General features: G+C 68.4%; 16 protein-coding genes. 7 read left to right on the top strand and 9 right to left on the bottom strand.

Annotated elements, in window-relative coordinates:
- Window positions 1–130 precede the first annotated feature (130 nt).
- The 3 genes from ACWF9G_RS03470 to ACWF9G_RS03460 form a co-directional block, all read right to left on the bottom strand.
- Window positions 131–2,194, bottom strand: coding sequence for a PhoX family protein (locus tag ACWF9G_RS03470; protein ID WP_379305666.1), 2,064 nt, complete (start codon window positions 2,192–2,194; stop codon window positions 131–133).
- A 132-nt stretch (window positions 2,195–2,326) separates the two neighbouring features.
- Window positions 2,327–3,121, bottom strand: a complete 795-nt coding sequence (locus ACWF9G_RS03465; RefSeq protein ID WP_452513383.1) for a hypothetical protein — start codon at window positions 3,119–3,121, stop codon at window positions 2,327–2,329.
- Window positions 3,122–3,162: 41 nt separating this feature from the next.
- Window positions 3,163–3,675 (bottom strand): lipoprotein LpqH, encoded by a 513-nt coding sequence (locus ACWF9G_RS03460; RefSeq protein WP_379305670.1) that lies wholly within the window; start codon window positions 3,673–3,675, stop codon window positions 3,163–3,165.
- A gap of 144 nt (window positions 3,676–3,819) precedes the next feature.
- On the opposite strand from ACWF9G_RS03460, the gene ACWF9G_RS03455 reads away from it, so the two are divergent.
- From ACWF9G_RS03455 to ACWF9G_RS03440, 4 genes are all read left to right on the top strand, one after another.
- Window positions 3,820–5,145 (top strand): hypothetical protein, encoded by a 1,326-nt coding sequence (locus tag ACWF9G_RS03455; RefSeq protein WP_452513682.1) that lies wholly within the window; start codon window positions 3,820–3,822, stop codon window positions 5,143–5,145.
- On the top strand, window positions 5,145–6,380 hold the full coding sequence (locus ACWF9G_RS03450; RefSeq protein WP_452513381.1) for a hypothetical protein: 1,236 nt from the start codon (window positions 5,145–5,147) through the stop codon (window positions 6,378–6,380). Before ACWF9G_RS03455 ends, ACWF9G_RS03450 begins: the two co-directional genes overlap by 1 nt.
- A 99-nt stretch (window positions 6,381–6,479) precedes the next feature.
- On the top strand, window positions 6,480–7,994 hold the full coding sequence (locus ACWF9G_RS03445) for a tetratricopeptide repeat protein (protein WP_452513380.1): 1,515 nt from the start codon (window positions 6,480–6,482) through the stop codon (window positions 7,992–7,994).
- Between the two features lie 62 nt (window positions 7,995–8,056).
- Window positions 8,057–9,274 carry a CHAT domain-containing protein gene (locus tag ACWF9G_RS03440; protein WP_452513378.1) on the top strand — a complete coding sequence of 406 codons (1,218 nt, stop codon included), beginning with the start codon at window positions 8,057–8,059 and terminating at the stop codon, window positions 9,272–9,274.
- Between the two features lies 1 nt (window position 9,275).
- On the opposite strand, the gene ACWF9G_RS03435 is transcribed toward ACWF9G_RS03440, so the two are convergent.
- The 5 genes from ACWF9G_RS03435 to ACWF9G_RS03415 form a co-directional block, all read right to left on the bottom strand.
- Entirely contained in the window at window positions 9,276–10,343 is a 1,068-nt protein-coding gene (locus ACWF9G_RS03435; protein ID WP_452513376.1) for an alpha/beta hydrolase, read from the bottom strand.
- Window positions 10,344–10,493: 150 nt separating this feature from the next.
- Window positions 10,494–10,790, bottom strand: a complete 297-nt coding sequence (locus ACWF9G_RS03430; protein ID WP_379305679.1) for a hypothetical protein — start codon at window positions 10,788–10,790, stop codon at window positions 10,494–10,496.
- A gap of 105 nt (window positions 10,791–10,895) precedes the next feature.
- Window positions 10,896–11,621, bottom strand: coding sequence for an amino acid ABC transporter ATP-binding protein (locus ACWF9G_RS03425; protein WP_452513374.1), 726 nt, complete (start codon window positions 11,619–11,621; stop codon window positions 10,896–10,898).
- Window positions 11,618–13,411 carry an ABC transporter substrate-binding protein/permease gene (locus ACWF9G_RS03420; protein WP_452513372.1) on the bottom strand — a complete coding sequence of 598 codons (1,794 nt, stop codon included), beginning with the start codon at window positions 13,409–13,411 and terminating at the stop codon, window positions 11,618–11,620. Before ACWF9G_RS03420 ends, ACWF9G_RS03425 begins: the two co-directional genes overlap by 4 nt.
- Window positions 13,412–13,480: 69 nt before the next feature.
- Window positions 13,481–14,275 (bottom strand): LLM class F420-dependent oxidoreductase, encoded by a 795-nt coding sequence (locus ACWF9G_RS03415; RefSeq protein WP_452513371.1) that lies wholly within the window; start codon window positions 14,273–14,275, stop codon window positions 13,481–13,483.
- A gap of 144 nt (window positions 14,276–14,419) precedes the next feature.
- Here ACWF9G_RS03415 and ACWF9G_RS03410 point away from each other — a divergent pair, with 144 nt between their 5' ends.
- Both ACWF9G_RS03410 and ACWF9G_RS03405 read left to right on the top strand, forming a co-directional pair.
- Window positions 14,420–15,502: an ABC transporter ATP-binding protein gene (locus ACWF9G_RS03410; protein WP_379305687.1), complete on the top strand. Its 1,083-nt coding sequence runs from the start codon at window positions 14,420–14,422 to the stop codon at window positions 15,500–15,502.
- Between the two features lie 139 nt (window positions 15,503–15,641).
- Entirely contained in the window at window positions 15,642–16,289 is a 648-nt protein-coding gene (locus ACWF9G_RS03405) for an NADPH-dependent F420 reductase (RefSeq protein WP_379305689.1), read from the top strand.
- Between the two features lie 6 nt (window positions 16,290–16,295).
- Here ACWF9G_RS03405 and ACWF9G_RS03400 read toward each other — a convergent pair whose 3' ends face one another.
- Window positions 16,296–16,817, bottom strand: coding sequence for a winged helix-turn-helix transcriptional regulator (locus ACWF9G_RS03400; protein ID WP_379305691.1), 522 nt, complete (start codon window positions 16,815–16,817; stop codon window positions 16,296–16,298).
- Window positions 16,818–16,910: 93 nt separating this feature from the next.
- On the opposite strand from ACWF9G_RS03400, the gene ACWF9G_RS03395 reads away from it, so the two are divergent.
- The gene (locus tag ACWF9G_RS03395; RefSeq protein WP_379305693.1) at window positions 16,911–18,080 is read left to right on the top strand and encodes a thiolase family protein; all 1,170 of its coding nucleotides are present in this window, start codon (window positions 16,911–16,913) and stop codon (window positions 18,078–18,080) included.
- Window positions 18,081–18,089: the final 9 nt, after the last annotated feature.

Genomic DNA, 18,089 nt, shown 5'->3' with positions numbered 1-18,089 from the left:
CCCGTCATCCGATGTCCGCACCAACTTACGGGCACCCACCGACGTGTTCGACCAGCCGGCCTCAGGCCATGAAAACGACAAAACCGTCACTCGCCCAGTCGAGTGACGGTTCCGTCAGCGGTGTTGCCGGTTAGACGCCGATGCGGCCGCTGTTCTTCTTCCACACGACCGCGACCGCGGGGCGGGGCTGGGCGGTGCCACCGTCGGGCCAGTGGGATTGCGGGTTGTCGGGGGTGGCGTCGTCGGACTCGCCCGGGTGCTGAACCGAGACGATGACGCGCTGTTCGGTGACGATCGGGCCGCAGGTCTCCGCGCCGCGGGGGACGGTGAGGAACTGCTTGGTCTCACCGCGGTTGGGGCCGTCGAGGATGACCGAGAACAGGCCGTCGTTGGTCTTGAGGGCGTTGCCGTCGGTGGAGATCCACAAATTGCCGTACGGGTCGAAGGCCAGGTTGTCCGGGCAGGAGATCGGGCTGACCTTGGTCTTGTCGAAGCCGGCGAAGTAGGTGTCGGCGGCGGCGGGGTCACCGCAGACCAGCAGCAGCGACCACGTGAAGTCGGTGCCGGTGTGGTTGTCGGTGAGCTCGAGGACCTGGCCGTTCTTGTTCAGCTTGCGCGGGTTGGCCTCGTCGACGCCCGGCTTGTCGTCCTTGGCGCGGTTGTCGTTGTTGGTCAGCGCGACGTACACCTTGCCGGTGAACGGGTTGGCCTCGAAGTCCTCGGGACGGTCCATCTTGGTGGCGCCGACCTTGTCGGCGGCCAGGCGGGTGAACACCGCGACCTCGGCGGCCGACATGCCGTCGACCAGGGACTTGCCCTTGCCGTCGTCACCGGTCTCGAGCAGCGGAATCCACTGGCCCTTGCCGGTGAAGCCCTTGTCCGAGGGGACGGTGCCGCTGCCGTCGATCTTGTCGGCGTGGTCCCCGGTGAGCTTGGCGACGTAGAGGGTGCCCGCGTCGAGGATGGTCAGGTTGTGCCGCATCGCCGCGGCGCCGGTGCCCGACTGGATCTTGCGCGAGGACACGAACTTGTACATGTAGTCGAACTTCTCGTCGTCACCGGTGTAGGAGACGACGTCACCCTTTTCGGTGACGTAGATCGACGCGCCCTCGTGCTTGAGCCGCCCCATCGCCGAGTGCTTGATCGGCGTGGACGAGGCGTCCCACGGGTTCACCTCGACGACATAGCCGAAACGGTTGGCCTCGTTGGGTTCCTGATTCAGATCGAAGCGCTTGTCGGTGCGCTCCCACTGGTTCGGCGTGCCGCCCTTGGGGAAGCCGTAGCGCTTGACGCGCCCCTTCGGGTCGGAGGCCTTGTCGCCGTTGGCGAAGTAGCCGTTGAAGTTCTCCTCGCCGGAAAGCACGGTGCCCCACGGGGTCACGCCGCCCGCGCAGTTGGCGAAGGTGCCGAGCACCTTCGTGCCGGACGGGTCGGCGCCGGTGACGGTGAACGCGCTGCCCGCGGCGGGACCGGTGAGGGTGAACTCGGTGTCGGCGGTGATGCGGCGGTTGTACTTGCCGAAGACCGGGGTCAGCTTGCCGCTGCCCGCCTCGCCCTTCACCTCGACCACGGCCATGCCGTGCGCGGCCTTGGTGATCGCGATCTGCTCGTCGGTGGGGGCGTCTTTGTTGTAGCCGCGGAACATCATCGGGCCGGTGGTGTACTCGTGGTTGACCACGAGCAGGTAGCTGTTGGCCTGGCCCTCGATGGGCATCAGTGCGGCGAAGTCGTTGTTGTAGCCGAACTGCTTGAGCTGCGCCGCCGCGGTCTGCTTGTCGAAGTCGAACGCGGGCGCGTCGGCGAAGAGCGGGTCACCCCAGCGGAGCACGACCTGCTGCTCGTAACCGTCCGGGATCACCAGCGCGTCTTCCTTGTTCGGCGCGACGGCGGTGAAAGCCGTTCCGGTGCCGGGGGTTCCGGCCGGGGTGGGGGCGGGCGTCGTGCTCGCCGCCGAGCTGTCGTCACCACAGGCGGCCAGGGCGCTCGCCGCGCCGACCGCGAGCACCGCGGCGGCGCCGCCCTTGATCAGGCCGCGGCGGTTGAGGCCGCTGACGATATCACCGAAGTAGGCGCCCTCGGACGTGTTCGGCGGCTCGTGGAAGCAGGCGTTGCCGCACTTGTATTCACAGGTCAGGGCGGCGCGTGCCGACTGACCGTCGTGCTTGACGAACAGGGCGAGCGGTTTCGGACTCACGGTGACTCCTGAGTAGATCGGACTCCGGGCACGGTAAGCAGCTCAGGCGAGCCGTCGGGAAAGCGAAGATGAACACACGACCAAAACTCGGCGAGTGGTGTCCTCGCCGAGTTTGGGGTGGTCCCCTTGTCATCAGGCATTGACCGGAAGCGCGATCACCACCTCCTGCTCGTTGCCGGGCAGATAGTGCACCTGCAGTATCCGGCCGACCTGCACCAGCCCGACCGCCGATGGCGGCAGGTACTTCTCGGCGCGGGTCTCGAAGGTGCTGCCGTCCGGGCGGGTCACCACAAGGCCGAGCACGATCTCGGTGTACCCGCCGCGGATCCGGCCGGGGACGTCGAGGCTGCGGACCACCGCCTGGGCGGCCAGGCCGCGCTCGGCGATGTCGAGCTTGCCACGGGTGGTGATGCCCTTGCGGATGAGCGACTCGTTCATCGCCCGCTGCGCGGCGCCGGAGTCACCGGACCGGTCGACCTCGACCTTGTCGGTGCGGCCCGGCAGATACCGGACCGGCAGCACGACGCCGGGCTGCAGCAGCGCCAGCTCGGTGAGCGGCACGATCATCTTGGCGTGCGAGTCGAAGGTCTTCCCGTCCGCGCCCTCGACCCGGAATTCGATCCTGACCTGCGGCTGGTCGTTGACCGACACCCCGGTCTGGCGGAACGAGGTAATGGTGCCCATGCCCACCTCGGCATCGCGGAACTCCGAGCTGTTGCGGCCGGTGAAGGCCTCGAGGATGCCGGTGAAGGCGAAGACCATCGGCACGATGGTCATGGCGATGATCGGCAGCGCCATCTGCGGTCCGACCCAGCCGAGCATGCCGCCGGTGAACTCGTCGGGGGTGTAGGTGAGGCCGTAGTAGAGGTAGTAGCCGACGGACAGGATTCCGAACGCGACCGCGGCCGCACGGAGCTTGGATTTCATGATTCCTCCTCGGAGAAGTAGTGCGACCGGGTCGCGACAGGTCAGGCGATCGTGGTGCAGGCGAAGGTGATGTCGAACTTGGCGGTGGCGGGGCCCGCCAGCGGGTTGGTCATGTCGGGGGCGCTGACACCCTCGCCGGTGATGCGGAAGGTGTTGCCGTCCTTGGCGAGCGTGGCCGAGCCGCCGGGCTGGCCGTTGCCGTAGCCGACGGCGTAGGGCAGGCCGTTCGAGCCGCCCTTGGTGCCCGCGACGGCCACCGCCTGGACGGTGTCGCCCTCGACCGAGGCGCTGACCGAGAGGTTGCCGTAGGTGGCGTTGGCCAGGTCGGTCAGCGCCAGAGCGAGGGTGCCGCCCTGCTTGGCGCAGGTGGTGTCGAACTTGGCGGTGAATTCCTTGCCGTCGACGCTCGCGGTGGACTTGCCCGCGGCCGGAGCGGGTGCGGCCGAGCCGGTGCTGCTCGGGGTCGAGCTGGTGCCGGAGTCGCTGCAGCCGGTGACGAACAGCGCGGTGGCGGCGGCGGAAGCGGCGAGGCCTGCGATCAGCTTGGTGTTCATGGTGTTTCCGTTCTCTCGGTGTGAGCGGGTCGGTGACCCGTTGAGAGAAAGGTAGAAATCTCCCGGCGCCTACCGATCCCAACTTTTCGCCGGGTCACCCGCCGGAAATGCCGTTAACCTGGTCGAATGCGAAGACCCCGCGCCATGGTGCTCGACGAGGTGTGGCGCGGTCTCGACGGTGTCGAGGCGTTGAGCGGCCCACAGGGCGGCCCGTTGCGGCGCACCGTGAAGCTGATCCTCGATCCGCTGGTCATCCGGCCGGTGCAGCATCCGCTGTGCGCGGGCACCGTGCTCTCCGCCGACGGCGTCACCCTGCTGACCTCGCTGGTTCTCGCCCACTCCGACGCGCTGCGCGCCTGCGCGGACTGGTTCACGGTGCTCAAACAGGTACGGCGGGCGCTGCGCATCACGGAGGGCAATGCCCAGGACCTGTACTTCCAGCGCTGCTTCGAACTGGCCACCGTGCACGGAGCGCCCGGCCTCGACGCGCGGGCTCGGGCCGAGGCGGCGCTGCGCGAGATCCACGACAGCACCGGCGGGCGCACCACCACTGCCTTGAAAGCCCATGTGACCGAGCCGAATCGGCTGGCCGAGCTCACCGCGCTGCTCGATATCGCCTGGCGCAGGCGACCACTGTCCGATTTCGGAGCCCGCGATCTGTCGTCCGCGCTGACCGAACTGCTCGAGGCGAGCACACTGGCCCGCGACGGCGACCCCGCCGACGCGGGCCCCCTGCTCGACGAGCTGATCGAAGACCAGGTCGGCACCCACCGAGGCATCGCCCTGTGGCGAACACACCCGGCCCACGGCGCCGACGACCTCGGCCTGACCATCCACACCTGTCCCCAGCGCCCCGACCTCGGCTCCTCCGCGTCGACCGCCAATCTCGGCCTGCCGTTCGACCGGACCGTCTACGAGCGCGTCTTCACCGTGCTCCAGGGCAGCATCGACCGCACCGACCTCCCCGGCATCCCGGAATTGGTGACCACCGAGATCTCCCGCAGCTGTTCACCGTGGGGGCTGCTGGACGAGTCGCTTCGGGTGGCCGCTGCCACGGGTTGTGAACTGGCGCTCGGGTTCTCGCCGATCGGTGGCGACACTCGCGCGGAGCTGGTGGCCACGGCGCCCGACGGATCGTCGCGCGCGCACGAGGTGGTGAACAGCCGCTGGCGGCGGGAAGCGTATGTGCTGCAAGCCCGGCGGTACGCGGTGCATGTGGTCGACGGTGCGACGGGTCCGCTGGCCGCCGTCGCGGCCGAGCTGCACACCCCATGGCGGCCCTATCTGCGCAGGTTGTGGGTCCGATTGCATGGGCGGGACGTGCGGGAGATGCCAGTGGTCGAACCCGGTGAGCTGTGGGATCTGCTCGACGGGGTCGCGCGGTCGGTAATCCTGGACCATCGGGCGAGGGTGAAGCAGGCGCTCACCACCATGGGCGAGCACGCGGCGGCGGAAGCGAGGGCGAGCTGATGACGGCGATCCGCATCCAGCGGGCCGCGGGCATCGTGACGCTGGTCCCGCAGAACGCCACCGGCGGCCAACCCTCCGCGCCGACGCGGGCAGGGGCGCAGCCGACGGTGCTCGACGATACGCCCAGCCTCGACGTTCTCGTGCTGGAAGTGACCGGCGGCCACCTCTCGTGGAGTCTGCTTGCCGGACACTCTCTTCCGGCTGCCGTCCTGGACGACCCAGAATCCGCGCAGGACTGGCTGTGGGCGGTCTACGGCGAAGACGTCGCGCTCGCCGTCGCCGACACCGCGCTCTCCGACGCCGATACCGCGCTCCACGCCGACGCCGCTCCCCACGTCACCTCGCTTGCCGGTGCCGACGCGGATGCCGATGCCGATCGCGATGGCGATGCCGCGAGGCACCACACGCTCTCGGCCGCGCCTGCACGACCAGAGTTGGTAAACGCCCTGCGCCGACTTGCTTACGCGCACTGGGCAGCTCGGTGGTGGCCCGCGTCGACCGTCGATGGGGTTCCCGCGCTCGATCCCGATCTGCTGGCCGCCGAGATCACCGAGCTGACGGACGCTTGCGACACCGCACTCGATGGTGCCGACGCCGAGCCCGGACCGAGCGAATCCCCCAGCCACACACCGGACCAGGAAACCGCACGCGATGACATCCGCGGGTTGAGCGAAACCTCGGACCGCGCGGACGATTACGCGCTGGCCGCAGGCGGATCGACGCCGAGTGACGGTGGGCTGATTGTCGCGCGCGGCAGTGGCGAATGGGATTGGCGGCGTTGCCCGCCCGGAATTCTCGACGCGGGCGAGAACGCGGTGTCTTGGCAGGTGACGCGGACTGCCGAGATATCGACGGTACGGGTCAGTGTGGTTGCCGCACCGGACTGCCGACGTGTGGTACCCGAACACCTTCGGCCGTCTGTGCGGGTGCGGTCGGCCCAGTCTGCTCCCACCGACCAAGCGGGGGCGACGCCGTCGGCCGACGTGGAGTTCACGGCGCCGTTGCACCTACGGGGCGATGCCTGGACGGGAGTCGTCCAGGTTCCCGGACCGCCCGAAACATCGCCTGAGATCACCATTTTCGTTCCCAATGTCGGTCCTGCGGATAGTCCGCACGAGGAGTCGGACATCCGTGCTCGGATCCGGCGGTTCGCACGCCTTCGCCTCAGCGAGCACACCGGCGACTCGCTCCTGACCGCCGAAGCGGCCGCGGCCGAAGCGGACGAGGACTTCTGATGACCATCACCTGCGCTGAGCGATCACCGATCGCTGCCGTGGTGCGGATCTCGACCACGGGATCGAAGAATGTGCGCGCAGCGCGGATCGGGGATAGGGATGGCAGCGACCGGTAGGCCCTCCGACCAGGACGACGCGCAGCTCACCGCGGGGTACGCGGCATACCAGCGTGGTGACGTGGTCGAGGCGATGGAGATCTTCGAGCAGGCCGCGGACGGTGCCCCGCCGCGGTTGCGGAGTGCGGCGCTCATCAATGCGGCGAGTATGGCCGACGAGCTCGGTGACCATCGGCGGTCGGTGACGCTGTTCCGGAGCGCGCTGACCGTCATGCCTGATGACGCGGCGCATCAGCGCCCCGCCGCCCTGGTCAATCTGTCGCAGGCACTGCAACACCTCGGTGATTTCGATGCCGCGCACGAAGTGCTCGAGGAAGCGCGTGCGCTGCTGGCCGACGGAACCGATCAGGGTCTGCTGCGGGTGGCGTGTCTGCTCTCGCTGACCGCGGTCGCGCTGCATCGGCAGCAGTGGGCACGTGCCGGTGAGCTGGCGTCCGAATCCCTGGTTGTGACTGAGCGTTTCGCGCCGGAACTGGCCGGACACCCCTTGATGAACCTGGCGGCGAGTTCGTTCGAGACCGGCCGGTGGGAACTGGCCATCGACTTCGCCCGGCAGGGTGTGGCCGCTTTCGTCGCGGCGGGCGATGCTGCCTCCGTCGCGGAGTCGCGGCAGAACCTGGCCACCATGCTGGTGCGAGCGGGGCGACTCGACGAAGCGGAGGAGCCGCTGCGCGCCAGCCAGCAGTTCTTCGAGGCCGCCGAGCTGGGACATTGGTCCGGGATCGGTGCCAAGACGATGGGCTTCCTCGCCGAGAACAGAGGTGACCTGGCTACGGCGCGAACGCAGTACGAGCAGGCGCTGACGCGCTTCGATGCGACCGGCGCCGTGGTGGACGCGGCGGATGTCCGGCTGCGCCTGGCCACGGTCGCCTGCGCCGAAGGTGATCTCGCGCAAGCCGATGAACTGCTCGCGGCATCGTTCGCGGTGTACTCCGCACACGGGCTCGGCCTGCACTGCGCTCAGCTCGACTACTGGCACGCCGAACTCCTGCACACCACGATGGAACAGCCCTCGCAGCCCGATCCGGCCGTGCTCGCCCGCGCTGTCACCCTGGCGGTGTCCTCGGCACTGGCCATCGACGCGGTGCGCCACACCCTCCCCAACGGCAACCAGCGCGAGCACTGGCACCGCGCCGTAGCCGAACCCGCCATGCGCCTGGCCTTCCGCTGCGCCGCCCGCTCCGGCAATGGTCAGCTGGTCAGCGACCTGATCGACAGCCTCTGCGCGGGCACAACTCTCGATCCCTCCGCATTCGCGGAGACGACCCCGCCCACGCTCGAGTTCCAGCTGTCGGATCCCACACCCATCGAACAGATCACCACTCCCGCCCTGCAACTGGGCGCGGCACTCGCCGACGTCGCCGCCGCGGCCGGAATCCCCGTCGCTCCCCCACCTCGACTGGCAGTGGATGGCCGAATAGTCCTCGCGGAGTTCATCTCGTACGCGGAGCAGCGCTACGGTCGCCCCGTCCGCGACGAGCGGGTGATCGCGCTATGACACCGCCGCCGGCGAACGAGTTCACGGATCCAGCTCACAAGGCACCGACCGCGTTCATTCGAATGGCCGACGCGGGCGATGTCTACGTATCCTGGCGCTGGGCCGACGAAGCGCTGGCGCGCGGGGTGGGCATGATCCCCCAGGACGACGTCCGGGCGACGCTGCGACTGCTGGCCGACGCGGTGCCGAATCCGTCGCGGCCCGATGACCTGCGGCGGGTGCTGACCACGGGCGCGCTCGCCGAACCCGATGCGGAAAACCGGCTGGCGCAAGCTCTGTCACGCGCCCTGCTGCCATACGGATTGGCTGTGCAGCTCTACGAACTGTCGCAGCGCGGAGTTCGGCCACATCTGCGGATTCAGCCGTCCCCGCGGTTGGCGCAGGTGCCGTGGGAGATCATCGCGCCCGATCCACAGATCCGGCTGCTCGATATCGCCGATGTCAGCCTGCTCGCCCCGGTGTCGGTGGTCCACTCGCCGGAGCGAATCGTGCACCGCTGGAGCGATACTCGCGAGCTGCCGGTCGTAGCGGTACTCGATCCCCGTGTTCCCGGGTTCAGAGCCGACTCCGAGCTCGGTTCCGTACTGGGCAGGCCAGGCGCGGAAACCCTGGTGGCCCAGCACTTCCGGAATTATCGCGACCGAGTGGTGCCCACGGTCGCCGATTCCGTCGACCTGCTCCGCCGAACCGATACCGATCGCACCTGGCTATCGGAGGTACTCAGAGCGGGCGCGAGCAGACTCGTCTACGTCGGCCACGTCACCTCTCCCGCACCGGAATCCGGCGAGAGCGAGCACGCGGAGCTGCACCTGAGCTGCACCGCCGGCACCCGTGGCTTCGCGGCACCGAATCGCACGCACCGCCCGCTCTCGGCCAAAGACCTCCTGCTCGGCACCTACACCATCGACCCGTCGCCGGTGCCGGGCCGAGCACTGTGGCCGATGCCGAGCCGCGTCGCCCTCATCGCCTGCGAAAGCGGCGGCGACCTGCGCTTCACCGAAGCCCTCGGGCTCACCACCGCGGCGCTGTCCGCCGGCGCCGAACTGGTGACGGCGACCCGCTGGCCGTTGCCCACCGATCACGCCTTCCACACCCTCACCGACACCACGGCCCATCCGCTGCAAGCCGCCGTCTGCGCCGTGGACACCGCCCACGATTCACCCACACCCATCCCCACCCTGCTGACCTGGCAACGAGCACAGCTGGCCGCATGGCGGAGCGACCCGGCCCCGGAGAACTCCCCGCTGCTCTGGTCCGCCTTCGCCACCGTGACCGACTGACCTATTCGGGCAGGCCGAGCCCCGCGGCGAGGACCGGCCAGGACCGGTAGAAGGCGTCGCGCCAGTATCCCCAGGAGTGGGTGCCGGTGGCTTGACGGTCGAAGGTCGCCGGGATGTGCAGCTCGCTCAGCTTGGCCTCGAGATTGCGCGTGCACCAGTTGACCGCGGCCTCGATGATCCCGCCGACGACGAGCTGGTTCGCCAGACCGAACGGTGTCGGGTTCATCATGTACGGGTCGTCGATGCGGTCGTGCGAACCCGGTAGACCGGAAGCGTCGGAGACGAACAACCTGGTGCCGCGCAGTTTCTCGGCGTGCACGACCGGGTCGTTGGCGGCCCAGGCCGGATCGTCGTCGGCACCGTACATATTGCGGACATCGCCGCCGCCGTAGGTTTCCACCACCAGTTTGGTGAACTGCTTGCCGATCGGGTCGGCGATCTGCGCGCAGCCGCTGTAACCGGCGACGGACTGGTAGAAGCCCGGCCTGGCCTCCGCCAGCTGCAAGACGGCCGTCGCGGTCATCGAGTTGGCGGCGATGGCGTTGACTCCGTTGGTACCCAAGGCCTGGTCGACCAGCGGTGGCAACTCGTCGAGCAGGAAGGTGCGCCACTTGTTGCGGCCCAGCGCCGGGTCGTCGCGCTGCCAGTCGGTGTAGTACGCCCAGGCGCCGCCGATCGGCATCACCACGTTGACGTCCTTGGTAGCGAGGAAGTCGCCGATATCGGTGTTCTGCCACCAGGTCGCCCGGTCCTCACCGCCACCCGCGCCGTTGAGGAGGTACAGCACCGGACGTGGCTCGGACGCGTCCTTGGGACGCTGCACCCGCACCGTGATGCCCTTGTTCATCGCGGCGGAGAAGACGAACATGGTCAGATTGCGATCATCGACCCGGCTGGAGATGATGTGCGATCCGTCGGCCGTGGTCGGCGAGGCGAGCAGCTTCTTCGACTCGATGATGGGATCACGGCCCTCCGCCAGACCGTTGCCCGCGCCGAAGGTGGCTACGCAAGCCGCCAACACGCTGCCGGCGATACCGAAGGCCAACGCGCGCCTGACCGATGTTCTCATCTGCCGAAAACTCCCATTTCGTGAATCGGCAGACATACCACTGGCCGCCAGGACACCGACAGTATCCGGGCAGATGATCGATCGTCGAGCCAGAAGTATTACGGGGAAACGAAATCCACCCGGGCACGCGCCCCGGGTGGAATCAGATGATCAGTGTTCGTCGAAGTGACCGTCGTGCGCCGCGTGGCGGTGGCCGTCGTGGATGTAGTCGACGTGATCCCCGTGCGGAACCGCGACATGACCGCAGCCGGGGCCGTGGACGTGGTCGTGGGCGGTGCACTCGACGTGTGCCGAAACCTCGCACTCGTCGAAGTGGCCCGCGTGTTCGCGGTGCAGGTGGCCGTCGTGGACGTAATCGACGTGATCCCCGTGCGGGACGGCGACATGGCCGCAGGTCGGGCCGTGGACGTGGGTGTGTTCGGGGTGCTCTACGTGTGCCGTTGTCATGCGGATCTCCCTGTACTCGTACCGGTCGATTGCAGCTGGAGCATGTCCGACATTAACAGTTGCGCATGCGTTGCTGCGACCCCGCCGACCGGCCCGAAGACCTGGTCAGAGGACCTGATCGAGGAAGCGGCGCAGCCGCGGGGTCTTGGCGTCGTCGAACAGCGCGTCGGGGGTCCCGGTCTCCACGACGACGCCCTGATCCATGAACACGACGCTGTCGGAGACGCTGCGGGCGAACCCCATCTCGTGGGTCACGACGATCATCGACATGCCGCCCGAGGCGAGGTCGGCCATGAGCGCGAGCACGCCCTTGACCAGTTCAGGGTCGAGCGCCGAGGTGGCCTCGTCGAAGAACATCAGTTCCGGCTTCATGGCGAGCGCGCGGGCGATGGCGACGCGCTGCTGCTGGCCGCCCGACAGCGCGCCGGGCCTGGCATCGGCCTTGTCGGCCAGGCCGACGATCTCCAACTGTTCCAGCGCCAGCGCCCGCGCCTGCTCGGCGGACAGGCCGCGCAGCTTGCGCGGGCCGAGCGCGATGTTGTCGGCGACGGTCTTGTGCGGGAACAGGTTGAAGTGCTGGAACACCATGCCGATGCGCTGACGCAGCTTGTCGGGGTCATCGCGCAGCACCGACTTGCCGTCGAGCAGCACGTCACCGGAATCGGGTTCGTGCAGGCGGTTGAGCACCCGCAGCAGCGTCGACTTGCCCGAGCCGGAGGGGCCGATGACAGTCGTGGCGTGCCCGGCCTCGACGTGGATGTCGACGCCGCGCAGGATGTGGTTGTTGCCCAGCGTCAGGTTCAGACCGGTACCGGTCAGCGATGCACTCATGCGCCGCGTCCTTCCGTGATGACGGCCTGCTCGATCGGGTCGGCGGGCGTCGGTTTGCCGGTGCGCATCCGCCCGTCGATGTAGTTCACCAGGTGGGTGAGCGGGATGGTCAGCACCAGATACATCAGGCCCGCCGCGACCAGCGGGGACAGGTTGCCGGTCTGGGCGTTGAGGTCGCGGCCTACGGCGAACAGTTCGCGCTGGGAGGCGAGCAGGCCGAGGAAGTAGATCAGCGACGAGTCCTTGATCAGCGCGATGAACTGGTTCATCAGCGCGGGCAGCACCCGGCGCACACCCTGCGGGATCACCACCAGCGTCATCGCCTGGCGGTAGCCGAAACCGATGGCGCGCGCGGCCTCGAGCTGGCCCGGTTCGACCGATTGGATACCGGAGCGGAAGATCTCACCGATATAGGCGGCCGCGAGCAGCGCCAGCGCGACCGCGCCGAGCCAGTACGGATTGCCGCCGGTCAGGTTGCGGACCACCGGGCCGACGCCGAGGCCGATCAGCAGGATGATCACGACGGCGGGCAGGCCGCGGAAGATGTCGGTGTAGACGCGGGCGGGCCAGCGCAGCCAGCGCGTGCGGGAAATGCCCATCACCGCGAGGAGCATGCCGAGCACGGTGCCGAGCACGCCGGAGACCACCGCCAGGATCAGCGTATTCGGCAGGCCGGTCTTGATCAGATCGGGAAAGGCCTTGCTGTACAACGACCAGTCGAAGAACGTGTCTTTCAACTGTTGCAAGGTCGACTTCTGTGCCACCTGCTCGGTCGTATCCGGCTGGTTCTCGGCGGCGATCGCGGCGAAGTCCGGAAGTTGCGGCGCGGGTGCCGCTTTGGAGCCGGGCTTCCAGCCGGGCGGCAGTTCGCGCGGCACCCAGTCGGCGTAGAGGCCGGCGTAGGTGCCGTCGGCGATCACCGCGTCCAGACCGGAGTTCAGCGCGTCGATGAGCGGCTGGTTGTTCTTGGCGACGGCGTAGCCGACGAAGTTGTCCAGGCTGAAAGTGTTCTCCGACACCACGATTCCGTCACCGGGCTTGATCGCGCCCTCGGCCTGCGCCGACGGCGCGACCCAGGCGTCGACCTGACCGGACTTCAGATTCGCGTAGGCGGTGTTGTAGTCGGGGAACTTCACCGGATCCAGCCGCAGCTGGTTCACCACGAACTCGTCCTGCACCGTGCCCTGCACGACCGCGATGCGGGTGCTCGCGTTCAGGTCGCCGAAACCCTTGATGGCGCTACCCTGCGGCACGACCAGCGAGAAGTAGCCGAAGTCGTAGCCGTTGGTGAACCCGACCAGCTCGCGGCGGGCGTCGGTGGTGGTGATGTTGGACGACCCGACGTCGAACCGCTTGCCCGACACCTGGGCGAGCAGACCGGCGAACTCGGTGCCCGAGAACTCGACCCGCAGGCCGAGTTTCGCCGCGATCGCCTTCAGCAGCTCGTTGTCGAAACCGGTGAACGTGCCCTGCCCGTTCACGCAGATACTCGGTGGCGCGTCCGACAGCGTGCCGACGCTCAGCGTGCCCGGGTTGAGCAGGCCGAGCTTGCTCGTGTCGATCGACTCGACCGGCGCGGTGGTCTGCGTCGTGTACCGGTCGGTGCCCGCGGTCTCCGAGGAGGCGAGATTGCTCGGCGCTGCCGAGGCGGCGCTCTGGCCCGGTGGGGAACACAGATCCCGCGTCGCCGTTTCGCCGTCCCCGTCCCCACACCCGGTCGCGGCCACGCCGACAAGCAGCAACAACGCGGCGATCCGCGCCTTGGTTCGCACAGCACGCACACCAGCCATGGCGATAAACCCTAGCCGCAACCTCGCACAGTGATGGTTACGCGCCTGTCGGCGACACGGATCGCCTGGTCAGGCGAGGCCTTCGAGCGACTCGGGGTTCACGTCGTCGCGCCACTCGATCGCCCGCTTGACCGTGGTGAGGTCGTAGTCGGGACCGGAAACGCCCACGGTGAACAGGGTGACGCCGGCCGCGTGCAACGCGTCAGCTTTCGCCCGGCCAGGCCACGGAACCGACCGTTCGATGCGCGTCGCGTCGGCGCCGACGGCCGCCGCGTGCTCGGCGAGGACCTTGTTCTTGTGCGTCAGCGCGTCGAGGTCGGCGAAGGAGTGCCAGATGTCGGCGTACTCGGCGACCAGCCGCAGCGTCTTGCGTTCGCCGCCGCCGCCGATGAGGATCGGGATCTCCCTGACCGGCGCCGGATTCAGCTTCGCGAGCCTGGCTTTGATCCGGGGCAGGTTGTCCTTGAGCAGATTCAGCCGGGTGCCCGGCGTGCCGAACTCGTAGCCGTACTCGTCGTAGTCATGCTGGAACCAGCCTGCGCCGATGCTGAGGATGAGCCTGCCGTCGCTGATGTGGTCGACCGTGCGGGCCATGTCGGCGAGCAGGTCGGGATTGCGGTAGCCGCCGCCGGTGACCAGCGCGCCGATCTCGACCCGCTCGGTCTGTTCGGCCCAGGCGCCGAGCATGGTCCAGCATTCGAAATGCGCGCCGACCGGGTCGCCGGTGAGTGGGTAGAAATGGTCCCAATTGAAGACGATGTCGACGCCGGCGTCCTCGGCACGCAGCACCGCGTCGCGGATGAGCGCGTACTCGGGCGCGTGCTGTGGCTGCAGCTGGACTCCGATACGAACTGGACGACTCATACCGTGCTCCTCCGCACTCGGGTGGGCTCCGCGACCGAGGCTACCCGGAATCCGGCGCGGCCTCTCGCCGGCCGCTACGATCCCTGCGACCCTGTACTCGGATCGTCCGGCACGTTCCTGCCGGGATGGGATGTTGATCTACGCATGGCTACCGTGACCTTCGACCGCGCCACCAGGCTCTACGCCGGTGCGACCACACCGGCCGTCGACGCACTCGATCTGGAGATCGCCGACGGCGAATTCCTGGTCCTCGTCGGCCCCTCCGGTTGCGGCAAGTCCACCTCGCTGCGGATGCTGGCCGGCCTCGAAGAGGTCAACGGCGGACGCATTCTGATCGGCGACAACGACGTCACCCATGCCGAGCCCAAGGATCGCGATATCGCGATGGTGTTCCAGAACTACGCGCTCTACCCGCACATGTCGGTCGCGGAGAACATGGGCTTCGCGCTGAAGCTGGCCAAGGTGTCCAAGGCCGAACGCGACGAGCGGGTGCTGGCCGCGGCCAAGCTGCTCGACCTCGAGCAGTACCTGGACCGCAAGCCCAAGGCGCTGTCCGGTGGTCAGCGTCAGCGCGTGGCGATGGGCCGCGCGATCGTGCGCCAGCCGCAGGTGTTCCTGATGGACGAGCCGCTGTCGAACCTCGACGCCAAGCTGCGCGTGCAGACCCGTACCCAGATCGCCCAGCTGCAGCGCCGGCTCGGCACCACCACCGTCTACGTCACCCACGACCAGGTCGAGGCGATGACGATGGGTGACCGCGTCGCCGTGCTCAAGGACGGCCTGCTGCAGCAGTGCGCGTCCCCGCGTGACCTCTACCGCGATCCGGCGAACATGTTCGTCGCCGGGTTCATGGGCTCGCCCGCGATGAACCTGTTCACGCTGCCCGTCGCCGACGGCACCGTCACCATCGGCGGCTACCCGGTGCCGGTGCCGCGCGCGGTGGCCGACGCGGGCGAAGGCACTGTCGTGCTCGGTATCCGTCCCGAGCACCTCGAGGTGGGCGACGGCGGTCTCCGGATGGAGGTCGACGTGGTCGAGGAGCTCGGCTCCGACGCCTATGTCTACGGTCGCGCGGCCTCCGACGGCGCGAACGGGCAGACCGGGGAAACGATTGTGGCGCGGGTGGATTGGCGTAATCCGCCGGCCAAGGGCGAGCTGCTGCGGCTGACCGTCGATCCCGAGCACGTGTACTTCTTCGGCGCCGCGGACGGTCGCAGGCTGCGCTGACCGGGATGGGCCGGCGACCCGGTGTCGCCGGCCCGATTCTGCTCTGCGCATAGTCGCTCGGCAGGGCCTCTCACCTGAACCTATGCTGTCCTGGCCCGGTGCTCGCCGGGCGGGGGTTTCTCGGAGACGGGGTAGCGGAATGCGCGTAGCAGTACTCGGCACAGGGCAGGTCGGCCGTCGGCTGGCGAGCAAGCTGGTCGAGATCGGGTACCCGGTGACGATGGGGTCGCGCACCGCCGACAATGCCGACGCCACCGCCTGGGCCGCCGAAACCGGGGGCGCCCACGGCACTTTCGCCGACGCGGCGGCCGCGGCCGAGCTGATCGTCAACGCCACGTCGGGCACTGTCTCGCTGGCTGCGCTGACCGCGGCCGGTGCGGAGAACCTGCGCGGCAAGGTCGTCGTCGACGTGTCGAATCCGCTCGACTTCTCGCACGGCTTCCCACCGAAACTCGTTGTGCCAGAGGAGGGCAGCGTCGCCGAGTCGCTGCAGGCCGCCTTCCCCGACGCGTTCGTCGTGAAGACGCTCAACACCACCAACAATCAGGTGATGGTCGATCCGGCGCGGATCCCCGGCAGACACAGCATCTTCCTCAGCGGCGACGATGCCGACGCCAAGAAGACGGTCACCGAGCTGCTCACCGCGTTCGGCTGGGCCCCCGATCAACTCATCGATCTCGGCCCGCTCCACACCGCACGCAGCACCGAGCCGATGGTTCTGCTCTGGGTGAGCCTGTTCCAGGCACTGGGCACCGAGGATGTGAACATAGGCGTTTTCAGCGCCTGAGCCGAGTCACTGCTCGCGCTTCGCCGCCTTGCGGGCGCGTAGATAGTCCTGGTTGACCCGGACCGCCAGCCGCTCGAGTTCGACCTCGGTCCCGTCGGCGCTGCGCAACTCGACCCGGACCGGCTCGCCGGTCTCGGCGTCGACGCGCAGCAGCGGCGGCGGGCCGGGTTGCAGGTAGGTGTCGCCCCACTGCCAGAGCGCGACGACCGCGGGGAGCAGGTCGCGGCCCATCTCGGTGAGGACGTATTCGTTGCGGGTGCGCTTGCCCTCTTCCTGGTAGGGGCGCTTTTCCAGGAGGCCTGCCGCGGTGAGCTTGCGGAGCTGGCCTGCCGCGGCGGCATCGGTGATGCCGACGCGGCGGGCGAAGCCGTCGAAGCGGGTGGTGCCGTAGTAGGCCTCGCGCAGGATGAGCATCGCCGAACGGGTGCCGATCAGGTCCATGGCTCTGGCAATGGAACAGCCCGCGGTATCCCACCTGCTCAGATCGGCCAGGGGTCCTTCCATCACGGCTGCCATGACCGACATCATACCCACATCTGACTTGAGTAGATGATAGTTAGCGCCTACGCTGACTATCATTGGATAGAGCCAGAGTCGGCTCACCGTCGAAAGAGGACTCCCATGCGAGACGCGGTCATCGTCGAAGCGGTACGCACCCCCATCGGCAGGGGCAAACCGAACGGCGCACTCCACGACGTCCACCCCGTCGACCTGCTCGCGCACAGCCTGCGCGCGGTGATCGAGCGCAGCGGCATCGACCCGGCCCTGGTCGACGACGTGATCGGCGGCATCGTCACCCAGGTCGGCGAGCAGGGTTCGAACATGACCCGGCGGGCCGCGCTGGCGGCCGGGTATCCCGAATCGGTGCCGGCCACCACTGTCGACCGGCAGTGCGGGAGCAGTCAGCAGGCCATTCACTTCGCCGCGCAAGGGGTGATCGCGGGTGCGTACGACATCGTCGTCGCGGCCGGTGTGGAGTCGATGGGCCGGGTTCCCATGGGCGCCAACCTGATCGGGGCCACCGACCTGTCCGGCGTCGCGTTCGCCGAGCGGTACCCGGATGAGCTTGTGCCCCAGGGCATCAGCGCCGAACTCATCGCCGCCAAGTGGGGACTGACCCGCACCCAGCTCGACGAGTTCGCGCTCGGCAGCCACGAAAAGGCCGCCCGCGCAACCAAAGACGGGCTCTTCGCGGCCGAGCTCGCGGCGCTGAACGGATTGGCCACCGATGAGGGCATCCGGGTCGGTTCCACCCTGGAGACGCTCGGCAAGCTGAAGCCCGCCTACTACGACCCGGCCATGGCGGCCCGTTTCCCGCAGATCGGCTGGGAGATCACGGCGGCCTCGGCCAGCCAGGTCAGCGACGGCAGCGCCGCGGTGCTCATCATGTCCGGCGAACGCGCCGCCCAGCTCGGCCTGCGCCCATTGGCCCGGCTGCACAGCTTCGCCGTCGCCGGCGACGACCCGCTGCTCATGCTCACCGCGGTCATCCCCGCCACCGAGAAGGTCCTGCGCCGGGCAGGCCTGCGACTCGACGACATCGATCTGATCGAGATCAACGAGGCCTTCTCGCCGGTCGTCCTGGCCTGGGCCGAGGAAACCGGCGCCGACCTGAGCAAAGTCAACGTCAACGGCGGCGCCATCGCCCTCGGCCACCCCCTCGGCGCCTCCGGCGCCCGCCTCACCACCACCCTCGTCCACGCCCTCCACCAGCGCGGCGCCCGCTACGGCCTGCAAACCATGTGCGAAGCGGGCGGCCTCGCCAACGCCACCATCATCGAACGCCTCTGACATCACCCC

The sequence above is a fragment of the Nocardia sp. NPDC055029 genome (genome assembly GCF_053608525.1).
This window is presented reverse-complemented; position numbering and strand designations above follow the sequence as displayed.

What these genes read in the sequence shown, in the direction of transcription:
- ACWF9G_RS03410 (WP_379305687.1), top strand. Translation starts at nt 14,420, where the DNA reads ATGGCTACCGTGACCTTCGACCGCGCCACCAGGCTCTACGCCGGTGCG.
- ACWF9G_RS03450 (WP_452513381.1), top strand. Translation starts at nt 5,145, where the DNA reads ATGACGGCGATCCGCATCCAGCGGGCCGCGGGCATCGTGACGCTGGTC.
- ACWF9G_RS03430 (WP_379305679.1), bottom strand. Translation starts at nt 10,790, where the DNA reads ATGACAACGGCACACGTAGAGCACCCCGAACACACCCACGTCCACGGC.
- ACWF9G_RS03395 (WP_379305693.1), top strand. Translation starts at nt 16,911, where the DNA reads ATGCGAGACGCGGTCATCGTCGAAGCGGTACGCACCCCCATCGGCAGG.
- ACWF9G_RS03415 (WP_452513371.1), bottom strand. Translation starts at nt 14,275, where the DNA reads ATGAGTCGTCCAGTTCGTATCGGAGTCCAGCTGCAGCCACAGCACGCG.
- ACWF9G_RS03420 (WP_452513372.1), bottom strand. Translation starts at nt 13,411, where the DNA reads ATGGCTGGTGTGCGTGCTGTGCGAACCAAGGCGCGGATCGCCGCGTTG.
- ACWF9G_RS03400 (WP_379305691.1), bottom strand. Translation starts at nt 16,817, where the DNA reads ATGATGTCGGTCATGGCAGCCGTGATGGAAGGACCCCTGGCCGATCTG.
- ACWF9G_RS03440 (WP_452513378.1), top strand. Translation starts at nt 8,057, where the DNA reads ATGGCCGACGCGGGCGATGTCTACGTATCCTGGCGCTGGGCCGACGAA.
- ACWF9G_RS03425 (WP_452513374.1), bottom strand. Translation starts at nt 11,621, where the DNA reads ATGAGTGCATCGCTGACCGGTACCGGTCTGAACCTGACGCTGGGCAAC.
- ACWF9G_RS03460 (WP_379305670.1), bottom strand. Translation starts at nt 3,675, where the DNA reads ATGAACACCAAGCTGATCGCAGGCCTCGCCGCTTCCGCCGCCGCCACC.
- ACWF9G_RS03455 (WP_452513682.1), top strand. Translation starts at nt 3,820, where the DNA reads ATGGTGCTCGACGAGGTGTGGCGCGGTCTCGACGGTGTCGAGGCGTTG.
- ACWF9G_RS03435 (WP_452513376.1), bottom strand. Translation starts at nt 10,343, where the DNA reads ATGAGAACATCGGTCAGGCGCGCGTTGGCCTTCGGTATCGCCGGCAGC.
- ACWF9G_RS03465 (WP_452513383.1), bottom strand. Translation starts at nt 3,121, where the DNA reads ATGAAATCCAAGCTCCGTGCGGCCGCGGTCGCGTTCGGAATCCTGTCC.
- ACWF9G_RS03405 (WP_379305689.1), top strand. Translation starts at nt 15,642, where the DNA reads ATGCGCGTAGCAGTACTCGGCACAGGGCAGGTCGGCCGTCGGCTGGCG.
- ACWF9G_RS03445 (WP_452513380.1), top strand. Translation starts at nt 6,480, where the DNA reads ATGGCAGCGACCGGTAGGCCCTCCGACCAGGACGACGCGCAGCTCACC.